The sequence below is a fragment of the Archangium sp. Cb G35 genome, assembly GCF_001896145.1.
Taxonomy (GTDB): domain Bacteria; phylum Myxococcota; class Myxococcia; order Myxococcales; family Myxococcaceae; genus Archangium; species Archangium violaceum.
The window spans coordinates 415,011-429,661 of record NZ_MPOI01000009.1; the positions used below are offsets into that span (position 1 = coordinate 415,011).

The 14,651-nt window shown below is 69.6% G+C and carries 10 protein-coding genes; 4 read left to right on the forward strand and 6 right to left on the reverse strand.

The features are described from left to right. Positions 1-4: 4 nt before the first annotated feature. Entirely contained in the window at positions 5-736 is a 732-nt protein-coding gene (locus BO221_RS28010; RefSeq protein ID WP_073563567.1) for a class I SAM-dependent methyltransferase, read from the reverse strand. Positions 737-814: 78 nt separating this feature from the next. Between BO221_RS28010 and BO221_RS28015 the strand changes: the two genes are divergently transcribed. From BO221_RS28015 to BO221_RS28025, 3 genes are read left to right on the forward strand one after another with little or no spacing between them, the layout of a single operon-like run. Next, positions 815-1,819 (forward strand): hypothetical protein, encoded by a 1,005-nt coding sequence (locus BO221_RS28015; RefSeq protein WP_073563568.1) that lies wholly within the window; start codon positions 815-817, stop codon positions 1,817-1,819. After that, a complete protein-coding gene (locus BO221_RS28020) occupies positions 1,816-2,691 on the forward strand; it encodes a DUF4129 domain-containing protein (RefSeq protein ID WP_073563569.1) in 876 nt (291 codons plus the stop codon). Before BO221_RS28015 ends, BO221_RS28020 begins: the two co-directional genes overlap by 4 nt. Then, positions 2,688-3,866: a DUF4350 domain-containing protein gene (locus tag BO221_RS28025; RefSeq protein ID WP_073563570.1), complete on the forward strand. Its 1,179-nt coding sequence runs from the start codon at positions 2,688-2,690 to the stop codon at positions 3,864-3,866. Before BO221_RS28020 ends, BO221_RS28025 begins: the two co-directional genes overlap by 4 nt. Positions 3,867-3,903: 37 nt before the next feature. Here the strand turns inward: BO221_RS28025 and BO221_RS28030 are convergent, their stop codons facing one another. From BO221_RS28030 to BO221_RS28045, 4 genes are all read right to left on the reverse strand, one after another. After that, on the reverse strand, positions 3,904-5,166 hold the full coding sequence (locus BO221_RS28030; protein ID WP_073563571.1) for a TolC family protein: 1,263 nt from the start codon (positions 5,164-5,166) through the stop codon (positions 3,904-3,906). Then, complete coding sequence (locus BO221_RS28035) at positions 5,163-8,357, reverse strand: efflux RND transporter permease subunit (protein ID WP_073563572.1); 3,195 nt, start codon at positions 8,355-8,357, stop codon at positions 5,163-5,165. Before BO221_RS28035 ends, BO221_RS28030 begins: the two co-directional genes overlap by 4 nt. Before the next feature lie 15 nt (positions 8,358-8,372). Continuing rightward, complete coding sequence (locus tag BO221_RS28040) at positions 8,373-9,497, reverse strand: efflux RND transporter periplasmic adaptor subunit (RefSeq protein WP_083681430.1); 1,125 nt, start codon at positions 9,495-9,497, stop codon at positions 8,373-8,375. Positions 9,498-9,691: 194 nt separating this feature from the next. Beyond that, positions 9,692-13,489, reverse strand: a complete 3,798-nt coding sequence (locus BO221_RS28045; protein WP_143195717.1) for a hypothetical protein — start codon at positions 13,487-13,489, stop codon at positions 9,692-9,694. Between the two features lie 90 nt (positions 13,490-13,579). Between BO221_RS28045 and BO221_RS28050 the strand changes: the two genes are divergently transcribed. Further along, positions 13,580-14,110: a hypothetical protein gene (locus BO221_RS28050; RefSeq protein WP_073563574.1), complete on the forward strand. Its 531-nt coding sequence runs from the start codon at positions 13,580-13,582 to the stop codon at positions 14,108-14,110. Here the strand turns inward: BO221_RS28050 and BO221_RS28055 are convergent. Continuing rightward, positions 14,107-14,571, reverse strand: a complete 465-nt coding sequence (locus BO221_RS28055) for a hypothetical protein (RefSeq protein WP_073563575.1) — start codon at positions 14,569-14,571, stop codon at positions 14,107-14,109. The genes BO221_RS28050 and BO221_RS28055 overlap by 4 nt on opposite strands. Positions 14,572-14,651 lie beyond the last annotated feature (80 nt).

Genomic DNA, 14,651 nt, shown 5'->3' on the forward strand with positions numbered 1-14,651 from the left:
GGGCCTACTTCCGGCCGCTCAGCACCACGAGCAGCGGATTCTCCTGGTACTCCTTCCAGAAGTCCGCGCCGAACCGCTGGATCGCCTCGGGCGGAATCTCGAAGTGCCGCCACTCGAGCTGCCGGAAGCCGGCCTGCGTCATGGCCCACTCGTAGGTGGCGGCGGACCACCGGCAGTACTCGATGTCCGCGGGCGGATCCGTGAGGAAACGAGCCTGGGCCACATGGCGCTCACCCTCCAGGCTTTCGCTGCGCACCTCGAAGCCGTACTTCGCCCAGTTCGACTTCGCCAGGTCGAAGGCCGGCTCGATGGTGAAGGCGATGAAGCGCCCGCCGTCCACGAGGTTGGTATGGGCGCCGCGGCACATGCCCAACAGCTCGTCCCGGGTCCGCGCGTAGTTGAGCAGGTAGATGGCCGTCACCACGTCGAAGTCTCCCAGGTGGGAGAGCCGGGCCGCGTCGGAGACCTGGAACTGGATGCCCTGCCGGTGCTCCTGCTCCCGCTGCCGGGCGAGGGCCACCATCTCCGGGGAGATGTCCACCCCAACGACCGTCTCGGCCCCCTGTTGTTTCAACAGTCGCGTGTAGTAACCGGCACCGCACGCCAGATCCAGGGCCCGCTGGCCGTGCAGGTCCCCCACCAGCTTCAAGAACGTGTGCCTCTCCGGGATGGGAAGGGGAGCCGAGCTCTTGAACTGCTCGTACTTGTTGCCCACGTTGTCGTATTGCTCCGCCATGTCGCGCTCCTCAGGTGCGGCCTCCCCGGTCATGGGGTGGCTCAGCGGAGACGCATTCTGCTGTAGTAATCTGGTTCCGTGAGCCCTCCCCCTTCGGATCTGCGTCCCCTGGCTGTCGGTGAGATCATCGACCGCGCGGCCACGTTCTGGCGCAACCACTTCAAGACGCTCTTCCTCCTGAGCCTCGGCTTCAACCTCGTCTCCTACATCCTGACCAAGGCCCTGCAGCTCACGGCCCAGCAGAACCTCACGGTGATCCAGGGGGCCATACGAGACGGAGACATGTCGGTGCTGGCGGCCGAATACTCCCGCTTCCTGTTGATGCTGACGGCGACGCTGGGCGTCACCTTCTGGATCTACTCGCTGAACACGCTGGCGGTGTCCCGGTACGTGGTGCCCACGCAGCTCGGGGAACCCACGCGCCCGTCGGACGGGATGCAGCGCGCGCTGAAGCGGGCGGGCACGTTCACCGGTGCGTACCTGTTGTCCCTGCTCTGGGCGGTGGGTGCCATCCTGCTGCTGATGCTGCCCGGCGCGCTGCTCGCCGGCGTGGGCGGGGCGATCGTGCTGAGCACGCAGGGCACGGTCTCGGGCGTACGGGTGCTCGGATGGATCCTGCTCGCCGGTGGCCCCATCCTCGCGGGGCTCGGGATGGTGGGCGGACTCCTGTGGTACCTGCTGCGCTTCTCGCTGCTGGCGCCGGTGATGGCCATGGAGGATCTCCCAGCGGTGCCCTCCTTCCGGCGCTCGGGGGCCCTGCTCTCGGGACGGGTGGGGCCAGGCTTCACCGGGCGCGTGACGGTGCGGGCGATGATCCTCGTCACCGTGGTGTCCATCATCCTGATCGCCGTGAGCGTCCTGTGCGGATTGCCCGCGCTGATCCTCCAGTTCATCCATGGCAGTACGCTCGATCCGGCGGCCAACCCGGTGCCGCAGTCGCTGCTGGTGCCCGCGGAGCTGCTGCAGGTGGTGGGTCAGGCGGTGTTCAACCCGCTGGGGCTCGTCGTCTACGCGTTGCTCTACCTGGACATGCGCGTGCGCCGGGAGGGGTTGGATCTCGAGAGGCGCCTGGAGGCGAGATGATGTCCGGGCTGGTGCTGCTGTGGCTCGCGGCCCTGCCCTGCGAGAACGCCACGAGCGAGCTCCAACAGCTCACGGAGCTGGCCAGGGGCGAGCCGGCGGCGATGGCCGCACACCTCGAGGCACTGGAGCAGCGCTGGGAGCTGCCCCTGCGGGCACCGGGCGATGAGACCTCCACGGAGCAAGCGGAGACGGCGGCCCGGCGCATCCAGGCGGCCTGCGCACCCCCCGAGGTAACGCCAGTTGCACCAGCGCCCCGGACCACGGATCCGGCCCGGCTCCAGGAGATCCTCTCGCGGCCCGAGTTCGCCCAGGCGAGGCAACGCCAGGGCGACGTGCTCCAGCGGCTGATGCGCGAGCTGAAGGCATTCCTGGAGGAGCTGCTGATGACGCGCGAGGCACAGGGCTTCGCGACGAGCACGCGCACGGTGGTGCTGGGACTGGGCTTCGCGGCGGTGCTCTTCGCGGTGCTGCGCCTGCGCCACTGGCGGCGGGCCCCGGTGCGCCGGGAAGCGGACACACAGGCGGGCCCGGCGGCCCTGGAGCTCGACTCTCCGGGTGAGCACCTGAGGCGGGCGCGAGCGGCGCTGGGAACCCGGCCGCGCGAGGCGATCCGGGAGGGGCTGCTGGCGCTGCTGTCCTCGCTGGAGGCGAAGCGTCTGGCGCGGCCGGACCGGGTGAAGACGAATCGCGAGCTGGTGGGCGAGCTGCCCGGACGGGGAGCCTCCACGCAGCTCACGGGCGAGGTGGAGCGGCTGGTGCGCTGGTACGACCAGGCCTTCTACTCGCTCGAGCCGGTGCCGCCGGAGGACGCGGCGCGCTTCGTGGACGACGTGGAGCGGCTGCATCAGGGGCTCGCGGGAGCGGTGGCATGAGGGTCACGCGGACGGCGATCATCTACGGCGTGCTGGTGGCGCTTGCGCTGGGACTGGGGCTCGCGGTGAACCAGTCCCCTGCCCCGTCGCCGGTGCCCTCGGTGGACAACCCGGGGGCCATGGGAGTCCGAGCGCTGTACCTGTACCTCGAGGAGTCGGGTGCCCGGGTGTCGGCGCTGCGGGAGGCGCTCGATGGACCGGGGCTCCCGGACGGCCTCCGGACGGTGGTGGTGGCGGCCCCCTCGGGACGGCCCGTGACAGAGGAGGAGGCCGGCGCACTGCGGAGCTGGGTCTCCCAGGGCGGAACGCTCGTCTATCTGGCGTCGAGGGAAGCGAAGGCGAAGCAGCCACAGTTGGACAGCTGGCTGCGGCTCTCGGAGGGCCCGATGCTGACACCGGACTCGGAAGGGCTGCCGCCGAAGGAAAAGGATCTCACGGGGACGACGGTGCGCGTCTGGGTGCCGGTGGGCCCGATGCGAGGCCTGGAGCGATTCCGCGTGGCGTTGGACCGTGGCATCACGGTGGAGCGGCCGGAGGCGGTGCCACTCGCCGGAGCGAAGGGCGTGGCGGTGGTGTGGCGGGTGCCCGAGGGACGCGGCGAGGTGTACGTGCTGGCGGGAACGGACCTGGCGGAGAACCGGCGGCTGGAGCTGCTGGACAACCTGCGCTTCTGGGACGCACTGGCGGCGCGCGGGCCACTCGCCTTCGACGAGTACCACCACGGCGTGCCACCGAAGCCGGCGCCACCCTCGGCCCGGGGCCTGTGGGTCTTCGTGGCGCAGGGCCTGCTGGTGGGGCTGATCTACGCGGTGTCGCGTGGGACGCGCTTCGGCCCACCGCGGCCGCTGGTGGTGGAGAAGCACCGCTCGGCACTGGAGTACGTGCGTTCCCTGGGCTGGCTGGCCCGGCGCTCGAAGGTGGAGCGCGAGCTGGTGCCCGAGCTGGCGCGGCAACTGCGGCGGCACATGCACGAGCGGCTGGGCATCCCCCTCACCCTGCCGGAGGACGAGGCGGCGCGGATGCTGGAGCGGAGCTGCGGGCTGCCAGCGGCGGACTACCTGGCCACGAGGGAGGACCTGGTGCGCACGATGGAGCAGCGGGACATCCGGCCTTCCGACTACGCGAGGCTGGCGCGCCAGTATGCGCGCATCGAGAACCTCATCACGGGCCGGTGAGGGTCTTCAACAGACGGAAGACCCTCACCCCGACCCTCTACTCCTTGACCTCGAAGAAGCCGGCGGCACGCAGCAGCCGCAGCGCCGCGAGCGACGTCTGCAGACGCTCGGAGATGGCACCCACCTCGGCGCCCGTCAGCGCGGAGTTGGCGTCCGCCACCTCGAGGTACGTGGCCACACCCGCCTTGAAGCTGATCTCCGTGAGACGCTGCGTCTCACGCGCCAGCCCCAGGGCCTCCTCGGCCTTGGTGAGGTTGGCCTTGGCGTTCTCGTACTCCAGCTGCGCGCGGGACACCTCCTCCACCGCCCGGGACTCCGCCTGCTTCTGCTGGGCCGACGCCTCGGCCACGCGGGCGGACTCCTCGCGCAGGTTGATCTCCCGGATGCCGCCGTCCCAGAGCGTCCACTGAGCGTTCAACGACAGCGCCCAGATGTCGTTCTGTCCCGCGAAGCCCGCGGCGTTGCTGATCCGGTACAGACCGGAGAAGCCCACCGAGGGCGCATAGGAGAACCACACGCCGCTCTTGCGGCCCAGCGCCAGATCCAGGTTTCGCCGGGCGGCGGCCACGTCCGGCCGCTGATCCAGCGCCTGCTTCACCAGGTCCTCGCCCTCCGTGGGCACCTGCGGCACCGGCGGCAGCTCCAGCGTGAAATCCGCGTCGCGCTGGATGAGCGTGGCGAGCGCCAGCCGCGAGGAGGCGAAGGCGTTGCGAGCCCGCACCAGATCCTGCTCGGCACGCGTCCGGTCCAGCTGCGAGCGGAGCAGCGCCACCTTCGTCACCGTGCCCGCGTCGAAGCGCTTCTGCGTGTCCGACTCGCGCGCCTTGTTCACATCCAGGAGGAACTGCGTGGCACGGATGGACTCCTGGAAGCTGGCGGCGCCGAAGTAGGCCTGGGCCACGGCGAAGAGGATCTCCCGCCGCGCGTTGTCCGTGTTCAGCTCCGCCACGTCCTCGGCGATCCCCGCGTTGCGGATGGCGGGCCAGAGCGACGGGGCGATGACGGCCTGCCGGATCTCCGCCTGCGCGGCGAGCTGATCAAACGGCTGGATGACGATCTCCGGACCACCCGGCAGCGCCACCACCGCTTCATTGGAGTTACGGGTGTAGCTGGCGCCCACCGAGATGGTGGGCAGGTACCCGGCCCACGCCCTGTTGGACAGGAGCCGGGACTGCTCCAGCCGGGCGCGCGCCACCTTCAGGTCCAGGTTGTTCTGGCGAGCCGACTGAAGCGCTTCTTCCAAGGTGAGCACCGGCGTCGCGGCGCTCACTGTCAGCGTCATTGCGAGCAGGGCGATCATGCTGCCTCCGAATCATGTGCCGGGCGCAGCTCGGCGAGCGTGTCCTCGCCGTAGGCACGGTTCACCTCGGCCTCGCCCGTCTCCTCGGGCGAGCGCTTGGAGGCGAACTTCCGGCCGAACCACGCCGAAGCGTCATCGAACAACGAGTAGGCCACCGGCGTCACCAGCAGCGTGAGCACCAGCGACAGCGTTTGACCACCCACCACCACGCCGGCCGTGGCCTGGTTGAAGCTCGCGCCCACGCCCTTGGAGAGCAGCAGCGGAATCATGCCCGCCACGAACGACAGCGTGGTCATGAGGATGGGACGCAACCGGTCCTTGCTGCCGTGGACGATGGCTTCCAGCCGGTTCATGCCCTCGCGTCGTAGCTGGTTGGTGTGGTCGATCTGCAGAATCGAGTTCTTCTTCACCACGCCGAAGAGCACCAGCAGACCCAGCATCGAGTACATGTCGAGCGACTGCTTGAACACCAGCAGAGAGATCAACGCGAACGGGACGGTGAGCGGCAGGGACAGGAGGATGGTGATGGGGTGGATCCACGACTCGAACTGCGCGGCGAGGATCAGGTACATGAAGATGAAGGCCAGGCCGAACGCCAGGGCGAAGTTGCCCACCGTGCGGCCAATCTCGCGGGACTGACCCGCGGGCCTCGCCGCGTAGCCGGCCGGCAGCTTCGACTCCGCGATGATCTTGTCGAACTGCTCCACGATCTGACCCGTGCTCACGCCCGGGGCGGTGTTGGCGGAGAGCATGATCTGCCGCTGGCGGTTCATGCGGCTGATCTGCGAGGGGCCTTCCTCCTGCTGCAGGTTCACCACGTCCGACAGGGGGACGGAGCCGAGCCGGGCCGAGGGCACGGTGAGCTGGCGGATGTCCTCCATGCTGGCGCGAGCGGACGGCTCGGCGCGCAGCCGCACGTCGTACAGGTTGCCATTCTCCACGTAGGTGGACACGTCGAGGCCACCCACCACCATCTGCAACGTGGCGGCCACGTCGGGCACCTGCACGCCCAGGTCCGCGGCGCGGGAACGGTCGATGTACGCGCTCACCTCGGGCTTCCCGATGATGAGGTTGGTGTCCGCGTCCACCACGCCGGGAACCTGCTTCAGCTTGCCCAGCAGCAGGGTGGCCTGCTTGCCCAGCTCGTCGAACTCGGGACCCGTGACCACGTACTGGACGGCCGCCTGCGTACCCGCACCGCCGAAGAGCGGCGCGTTGGACACGCTCACCCGGTACTCCTTGGGCAGCTTGGAGGTGATCTCATGGCGCACCTTGTCCATGAGCTCGTCCTGGGTGGCCGCGCGCTGATCCGGGTTGACGATCTTCACGAAGATGCCCGCCACGTTGGGCGTCTTGTCCGCGCCCTCGCCGATGGTGACGAGCGTGGAGGTCACCTCGGGGATCTTCTCGCGCATCTCGCGGGCGACCCGCTCGGTCACCAGGAGCGTGGAGTCCAGGCTGGTGCCCTCCGGCATGCGGACGCTCACCTGGAACTGGGCCTCGTCGCTCTTGGGGAGGAAGCCCTTGGGCACGGCGCCCATGAGGGGGCCGCACGAGCCGAGCGTCACCACCGAGGCCACGACGGCCACCCAGCGGTGCGCCATCACCCAGCGCAGGGAGCGCTCATAGGCCCGCTCCATGGGCAGGTAGACGATGTCCGTGGCGCGCTCCAGCAGGGGTTTGCGGTGATGCCCCCCGTGCTCGGGAGACGCCGCTCCACCCAGCCAACGCGCGCACAGCATGGGCGTGAGCGTGAAGGACACCAGCAGCGACACGGCGATGGAAGCACCCATCGTCAGGCCGAAGCTGCTCAGGAAGCGCCCGGGCATGCCGCCCATGAAGGCCACCGGGAGGAACACCGCGAGCAGCGACAGCGTGGTGGCGAGCACCGCGAGGCCGATCTCCTTGGTGGCCAGGATGGCGGCCGGGAAGGGCTTGAGCTTCTTCTCGTGGATGAAGCGGTGGATGTTCTCCAGCACCACGATGGCGTCGTCGATGACGATACCCACCGCCAGCGCGAGCGCCAGCAGACTGATGCTGTTGAGGTTGAGGTCCAGGTACTGCATCACCGCGAAGGTGCCGATGATGGACGTGGGGATGGCGAGCGCGGCGATGATGGTGCTGCGCCAGCTTCCGAGGAACAGCAGCACCACCAGCGCGGCGAACAGACCACCCAGCAGCAGGTGCTCCTGCACCGCGTGCACTGCGGTGAGGGTCGTCTCCGAGTTGTCGCGCACCACCTCCAGCGAGTAGCCCGGCGGCAGCAACGGCGTCAGCTCCTTCACGCGCCGGAGCACCTCGGCCACCAGCGACACCGTGTTCTCACCGGACTGCTTGCGGATGGACAGCAGCACGGCGGACTTGCCATCGCGCATGGCGGCCGTCTCCGGCTCCTGCTCGCCATCCTCCACCCGGGCCACGTCCTTCACGCGCAGGATGTGGCCATTGCTCTCGCGCAGCACGAGGTTGCCCAGCTCCTCCACGCTGGTGACACGCCCGCGCAGACGCAGGGTGAAGCGCTGCGGGCCCGTCTCGATGCTGCCACCGGGCAGCGACATGTTCTGCGAGGCCAGCGCGGCCTGCAGCTGCCCCGCGCTCACGCCCGCCGCGCGCATCCTCGCCGGGTCCAGCCACACGTTCACCTGGCGCTTGCGGCCACCGATGAGCGTCACCTGGCCCACGCCCGGCACCGTCTCCAGCCTCCGGCGCAGCACGCGATCCGCGTACTCGGTGATCTCCCGCACCGGCTTGTCCGCCTGCACGGACAGGATGATGACCGGCACGGCGTCCGGATCGAACTTCTGCACCAGCGGCGTCTCGGCGTCCCGCGGCAGTTCGTAGATGATCTGATTGATGCGGTCGCGCACCTCCTGCACGGCCACATCCACGTCCTTCTCCAGGACGAACGTGATGACCACCGTGCTCACGCCCTCGGAGGTCGTGGAGTTCATCTCGTCGATACCCGAGATGGTGTTGACCGCCTCCTCCACCTTCTCGGTGATGTCGATCTCCATCTCCTCGGGGGCGGCGCCACGCATGACCGTGTTCACCACCACGACGGGGAAGTCCACCTTGGGGAAGCGATCGACGTTGAGCTTGAGGTAACCGGCGCCGCCGACCACGCAGATCAGCAGGATGAGCACCGTCGCGAAGACGGGCTTACGGACACAGATACTCGCGAGCCATTGCATGTGAGGTGTCCTCGCCTACTGAAGCTTCTGGCCGTCGCGCAGATCATCCCGCGCCACCGCCACCACGCGCTCGCCCACACGAACGCCCGCCATCACGCCCAGCGAGTCCGCCGCGGACTCGCTCACCTGGACGACGCGCTCCTCCAGCCGCCCGTCGCTCACCACGAAGACCTTGTGGCGCGGGCCGTCCTCCACCACCGCCGTGCGAGGCACCACCGGGAGCTGCTGCTCGCCCAGCTGCACCTTCGCCGTGGCGAACTGGCCCGGCAGCAGCGAGCGATCCTTGTTGGGCACCAGCGCCTCCACCACCAGGTCGCGCGTGCCGCGGCGCAGGCCCGCGCCCACGAAGGACACCTTCGTCTTGTGCACCACGTTGGGCGCCGCCGTGAGGGTGAACTCCACCTCCTGGTCCTTGCGGATGAAGGCGGCCGAGGACTCCGGCACCGTGAGCTCCAGGCGCAGCGGATCCAACGCCACCAGCGTCACCACCTTGGAGTCCTGGCGGACGTACTCGCCCACGGACACCACGCGCTCGAGCACCACGCCGTCGAACGGGGCGCGGATGGTGGCGTCGGCCGCGTTGATCTCCAGCATGGACAGGCGCGCGGCGCTGGCCGCGGCCTGCGCCGCCGCGTTGCGGCACTGGGCCTGGGCGCGATCATGATCGGCGGTGGACACGGTGCCACCCTCGAAGAGCTTCTGGTTGCGCTCGCACTCGGCGTCGGCCAGGGCCTGCTGGGACTTGACCAGGGCCATCTGGGCGCGGGCCTCCTCGAGGCTCGCCGCGGCGACGCGCGCGTCCAGCTTCACCAGCACGTCACCCTTGCGCACCACCGAGCCGCGCTCGACGTGCACGGACGTCACCTTGCCCGCGGCACCGGCGGCCACGTCCGAGTCCTCGTAAGCCGACAGCGAGCCGGTCAGCGTGAGGAAGCGAGGAACCTTCGCCTCGCCCACCTCCACCGTGTCCGCCTTCACCGCGGGCTCCTGCGCCGAGGCCTGCTGCGCCCCCGGCTTGGCCTGCGCGGCGTCCACCCGCGACCCACAGCCCGCTCCGAGCGTCAACACCAATCCGCCCGCCACCAGCACCTTGAACGCCGGCGTCTTGCCCGTCCTGCCATTCCGAAGGATCTTCTGCATACCTGTGCTCCCGTGCTCCCTGCCCCCTTTGAGAGGGACAGTTCCTCGGCCCGAGATAAGTTAGTGACCGCAAACTAACTAATCCCCGGGGGGGGGGAATTGTCAAGCACAGGATGGGGCAGGCAGGCAGGCGGCGGAGGGGGTTGTATGTGGGCGAAAACCCGTTCTCCGTCACGAACGGGTAAAGCCAGGGCTCACCAGCTCGAGCTGCCGAAGCCCGAGTCGTTGGAGCTGGAGCTGGAGCTCGAATCGCTGGAGCTGCTGCTACTGGAACTGTCGCTCCAGGACGAGCTGGAGAAGCCCGAGTCGCTGGAGCTGGAGCTGCTGAAGAAGGAGCTCGAACTGCTCGAGCTGCTGGAGCTCCAGCTGTACTCCCGTTCGCGCTCGCGCTGCCGCTCGCGTTCCCTCTCTCGCTCGCGTTCCCTCTCCCTCTCCCGCTCCTCCTCGCGCCGGCGCTCCTCCTCGACGTATCGGGCGACCTCCTGTTCGGCCGCGGCGATGGCCGCGAGCGCGAGATGCGAGGCGTTCTCGGCGGCCGCCTGGGCGGAGGCGTAGTCCCCATTCTGGAGGGCCGCGCGGGCCTCGGTGAGCCGCCGTGAGCCGGGATTCCCCCGGATGGTGACGCCATGGGACGGGAACCAGTCCTTGGCGCGCTTCACCGGCTTCCCCGCCTCCTGGATGGCACGCACCGCACGCTCGGCGGCCTCCAGCTCGTTGCGCAGCGCGGCGGCCTCGCGGGCCACCTGAAGCTCGAGCCGCTCGCCCTCGCTCTCGAGCGCGAGCCAGTCGCCGTGGGGCTTGCCGAATGTCTCGTCCGCCTTCTGGAGCTCCCCCTCCAACGCTCCGATCGCATTCACGGCGCGCGTGGTCTCACGGCTGTCGGTGATGCCATCCGTCGCGGCGCGCCGCACCCACTGCTGGGCGCCCTCGTATGCCGACCGGGCGGAGCGCAGACCCTCCGCAGCGCGAGCGTGCAGCGAGTGATCATTCGCCACGCTCCGCTGGACATTGGCGAGCGACAGATTCGCCGCCGACAGCCGCTCGGCCGCCTCGAGCGGATCACCGGGCAGGACGCCCACCATGGCACGGGCCGCCTCCACCAGCCCCCGCGCCGTCTCGAGCGTGCTCCGGGTAGGCGCCATGACGCGAGGATCGTCCACCTCGACGGCACACGCGGCGGCAAGCGCCTCGGCCGCCGAGAGCATCTGCGGATTCGCGTCCTCGGCGGCCTGGAGCTGACGCACCTTCTCCGTGAGCTCTTCGAGCCGGTGCATGGCGAGCGCCTGCTGTTCCCGCGCCTGGCCGATCCGCTCGGCCGAGGTGAGCAGCCGTCCCTGGGAGAACAGCTTGCTCGCCGACTGGAGCAGCTCCGAGGCCCGCTGCGTGCTCGAGGCGGCCTCGCGCAGGTTGTCCTGGACGGTGCCATTCGCGTTGGGGTGTATCGGATCGTCCGCGCGCAATCTCAGCGCCGACGGCAGGTAGCGGCGCATCGTTTCCGTCAGAGGGGCCTGGCGCTCGGCCATGAACCCCGCGAGCCGCTTCGCCTCGGCCCGGCACTCCTCGCACCACGCCTCGAAGCGGGCATGCACCTCGCGGCTCCGGGCCACCAGTTGAGCTGCCTCGGACGCGCCCGCCAGGGCCGCATCGACCCCGGTGCGCGCGGCCTCCAGCTCGCCGCGGCTCAGCGCCTCGCGGCCCCGCGCGAGCGACTGCTCGCCCGAGGTGAGGCGCACGGAAGGATCCCTCCCCTCCTCCCGCAGCATCAACGCGGGCGCCAGACCCATGGCCTGGCCCAATCCGGCCCGAGCCGTCCCGACTTCCTCCGCCACCCGCGTCAGCTCGGCACGAGCGCGTCCGCACACCTCCACGAGCCGCCCCGCCTCGGCCGCGCGCTGCTCCAGCCGCCCGAACGCCTCGGCGAGGGCCTTCACGTCCACGTCGGCCTCGCGCGTCACCAACGCTCGCGCCACCTCGTCCGACTGACGGTGGAGCGTGTCGAGCGCCTCGTCGAGCCACTGGCGGGACAGGCCGGCGGACACGAGCGCCTCCCCCGCACGCTCCGCCAGGGGCACCCCCTCCGAGCGGCCACGCGCGAGCACGGCCAGCAGCCCCGACGTGTCCGCGCCCTGCCGGCGGGCACTGGCGAGCGGCCCGTGGAATGCGCCAATCGGGTCCTCCACGAGGAGCGAGCGCGCCTCCGCGAGGAGCGCCTCGAGCGACGGCACGACCCCCTCGAGGAGCGCGGGAACGCGAAGCCGCACGGCCTCCGACTCCGCCGTGCGCACCTCGGCGATGAGACGCTCCAGCGCCGCGACGCCCTCCCCCGCCTGACCTGGTACGGCCTCCAGCACTTCGAGCACCGGGAGCACATTGCTGGCGCGCGTGTTGAAGGCCTCGATGAGCTCCTCGAAGTGCAGCGAGAACGGCTGGTAGCTGGCGAGGTCTCCGATGAGCCGCTGCTCGGCGGTGGGACGGCCCCGCAGCACGAGCTCGATGCCATCATCGGGGTGGAAGGCGATGAGCTTGTCGCGCAGCAGATGCGTCACCTTCTGGAAGCGCGGAGCCGAGAACTGGACCACGAGCCAATCCAGGAGGCCCCTGCCCGTGAGCAGCGCCTCGGCCTGGTCCAGCACGCGCGAGGCCCCCACGGACAGCAGGAACAGTTCATCCACCCCGGAGGCGAGCGTCAGGGCCCGCTCGCGCGTGGTGCCCGAGTAGCGCTTCTGGATCTCCTCTCGCGAGTGGCCGGCGGCCAGGTGGGTCCGGTCGAGCAGCTCGAAGAGCGCCTGCATCTTCTCGTCGAGGGCCTTGCGCCACTGGGCGTGGAGCTCGGCGGCCTCGCGCATGTGCCGGTTCCGGCCGATCCGCAAGAAGACGAGGAAGATGCCCAGGGCCAGGACGGCGATGCCCACGAGCGCATGGCGCACGGCCGCGTTGTGCTCGGCCTCCTGGATGAGTCCACGGGCCGACTGGTACGACTCCTGGCTCGAGCGCAGCGCCTCGGTGAAGGTGCGATCCTGACGCGCGAACGCCTCGCGAGCCCGCCGCAGCGCCGCATGCGCGTCCGCGATCTGCTGCTGGACAAGCCCGGCGCGGGATTCCTTCTCGAGGGCCTCGAGCAGACGGGCCTGCTCCTCCAGCAGGGACTCCTGGCGCGCCATCTCGGCCAGGAGGGTCTCCACCTTCTGGCGCAGGGTTTCCGCCGCGGAGAGCAGCGACTCGTGGTCGGGCGCCAGCGTGACAACGGCGGGACGTGCCTGTTCGAGCGCCGCCTTCGCCGCCTCCAACTCCGGCACGGCGAAGGCCTTCAAGCGAGACGTCTCGAGTGCCGTGAGTGCATCTCCGGCCTGCTTCAGCCGCAAGGCTCCCCGCTGGCGGGCACGCTCGCGGTTCGCCTGCTCCTGCTCGAGGAGGGCCGCCAGCCGCCTGTCGATATCGGTAACGGTGTCGCGCACCGCATCGAGGATGCGCCCCCCACTGCGCATGGCGGCGATGGCCGGGGCATCGAGCCTGCCCTTCCAGTTCGCCTCACCCAGGCCGCGCCGGTCCTGCGCGTCGGACCCGAAGTACGACAGGTTCCGATCACGCACGGACAGCAGGAAGATGGCGCCGTCCGGCTCGTCTGTCTTCGGATGCTTCAGGGAGCCGAAGCCCGTGCGGTTCGACAGCCCCTTGCCGAGCGCCTGCTTCACCGCCTCGATGCCCTCGAAGGAAGTGCCCGCCGCATCGACGAAGCGCTCCCCTTGGGCGCTATCCAGCAGCACCACGGTCCAGTGGGGGCGCTGATTCAACCACTTCTCGAGCTCGCGCAGCTGCTCGTCCGAGACCCCGATGTCTCCCTTCACGTAGAGGTGCTGGGACGAGGACCAGAGCTTCACGACGTCCGTGGCGTTCGTGACGCGCCGGGGCCGGCTGGCCGCCCTCGCGGACGGGGTAGCAACGGCGAGGGAGAGCAGGAGAAGACAAGCCGCGGCCAGGAAGGGGCGCTTCATCGGGCCTGTTTATAGCCGACACGTGGCGTGAAGTGGATGCCCCCCCAAGTGAAGCAGCGGTCGGATAGGTTGGCGAGCCGAGGAGAAGCAATGGAACTCTACGCGTATACCTACGTCGGTCCGGAGGAGATACGCCGCTCGGTGGCTTCGTTCCCCGCCGGCACGCCCATCACCTCGGCGGGCGGCCTCGAGGCATGGCTCTCGGCCCACCCTGACTCCCTCGCAGAGGGCTCCACGTATGTCGTCGATCTCCAGGGCAGGCTGCGGCTCGCCCCACGGAGATCCGAGCACGTGGCCTGTGCGGGAGGCGAGGAGGTGTTGGCGGCGGGAGAGATCCGCTTCCAGAGAACAGGGACATCACTCTCCGTGGAGGAGGTCTCGAATCAGTCCACGGGGTACTGCCCGGACACGGACTGTTGGGCCGCGGTGGCGCTGGCGCTCGGACGGGCGGGAGTGACAGCCCCACAAGGATTCACGCACGCGGTCATCTTCCGGCGCTGCGACCGATGCGGCGAGCGCAACCTGGTCAAGGAGGGCTGGTTCGTCTGCGTGTTCTGCGATGCGGACCTGCCAGCCGGGTGGAACCTCGCCCCACGGCGCCGCATCCAGACCGGGAGCTAACCGGACCGGCTCACGAGCCGCAGGCCGAAGTGCCTCCGGATACGCTCCGCGGGTTCGCGCAGGCCCGCATCCTCCAGCCGGACAACGGCCCACGCCAGTGCCGGCTCCATGTCGGAAACGACGACATAGGGCCAGGAGGGTGGATTGAGGTGGAGGAGGATGTTCAATCCGAGCCGGAAGAAGGGCGCCTTGTTGAGGACGAAGGCATTGCCGAGCAGCGTCCGCCGGATGATCCCTTCATGCAGTGCCGTCCACTCCGCCTGCCTGCGGCGCAGCTCGGCCGAGATCATTCCGACATGGAGCAGATCGGAAATGACCACATGCGGCTCTCCGCGATGGAAGTAGGAGCCGGAGACCTTCAGGTACTCCTCGAACTGCGGCTTCGACGCCTCCCCCACGACGCGCAACCGGAGCAGCGGCCAGAGCGAATCGTCGAAGGTACAGAAGGGCATGGCGGGCATGGTTCACGCCCAGTGTACCTTCCGCCGACAACCCGCCCGGCCTCAATCGTCATGAAACGCCTCCAGCCCCCTGCCCCCAA

Coding starts and splice junctions, on each gene's coding strand:
- BO221_RS28010 (WP_073563567.1), bottom strand. CDS start 736: ATGGCGGAGCAATACGACAACGTGGGCAACAAGTACGAGCAGTTCAAG.
- BO221_RS28025 (WP_073563570.1), top strand. CDS start 2,688: ATGAGGGTCACGCGGACGGCGATCATCTACGGCGTGCTGGTGGCGCTT.
- BO221_RS28050 (WP_073563574.1), top strand. CDS start 13,580: ATGGAACTCTACGCGTATACCTACGTCGGTCCGGAGGAGATACGCCGC.
- BO221_RS28030 (WP_073563571.1), bottom strand. CDS start 5,166: ATGATCGCCCTGCTCGCAATGACGCTGACAGTGAGCGCCGCGACGCCG.
- BO221_RS28055 (WP_073563575.1), bottom strand. CDS start 14,571: ATGCCCGCCATGCCCTTCTGTACCTTCGACGATTCGCTCTGGCCGCTG.
- BO221_RS28035 (WP_073563572.1), bottom strand. CDS start 8,357: ATGCAATGGCTCGCGAGTATCTGTGTCCGTAAGCCCGTCTTCGCGACG.
- BO221_RS28045 (WP_143195717.1), bottom strand. CDS start 13,489: ATGAAGCGCCCCTTCCTGGCCGCGGCTTGTCTTCTCCTGCTCTCCCTC.
- BO221_RS28020 (WP_073563569.1), top strand. CDS start 1,816: ATGATGTCCGGGCTGGTGCTGCTGTGGCTCGCGGCCCTGCCCTGCGAG.
- BO221_RS28040 (WP_083681430.1), bottom strand. CDS start 9,497: ATGCAGAAGATCCTTCGGAATGGCAGGACGGGCAAGACGCCGGCGTTC.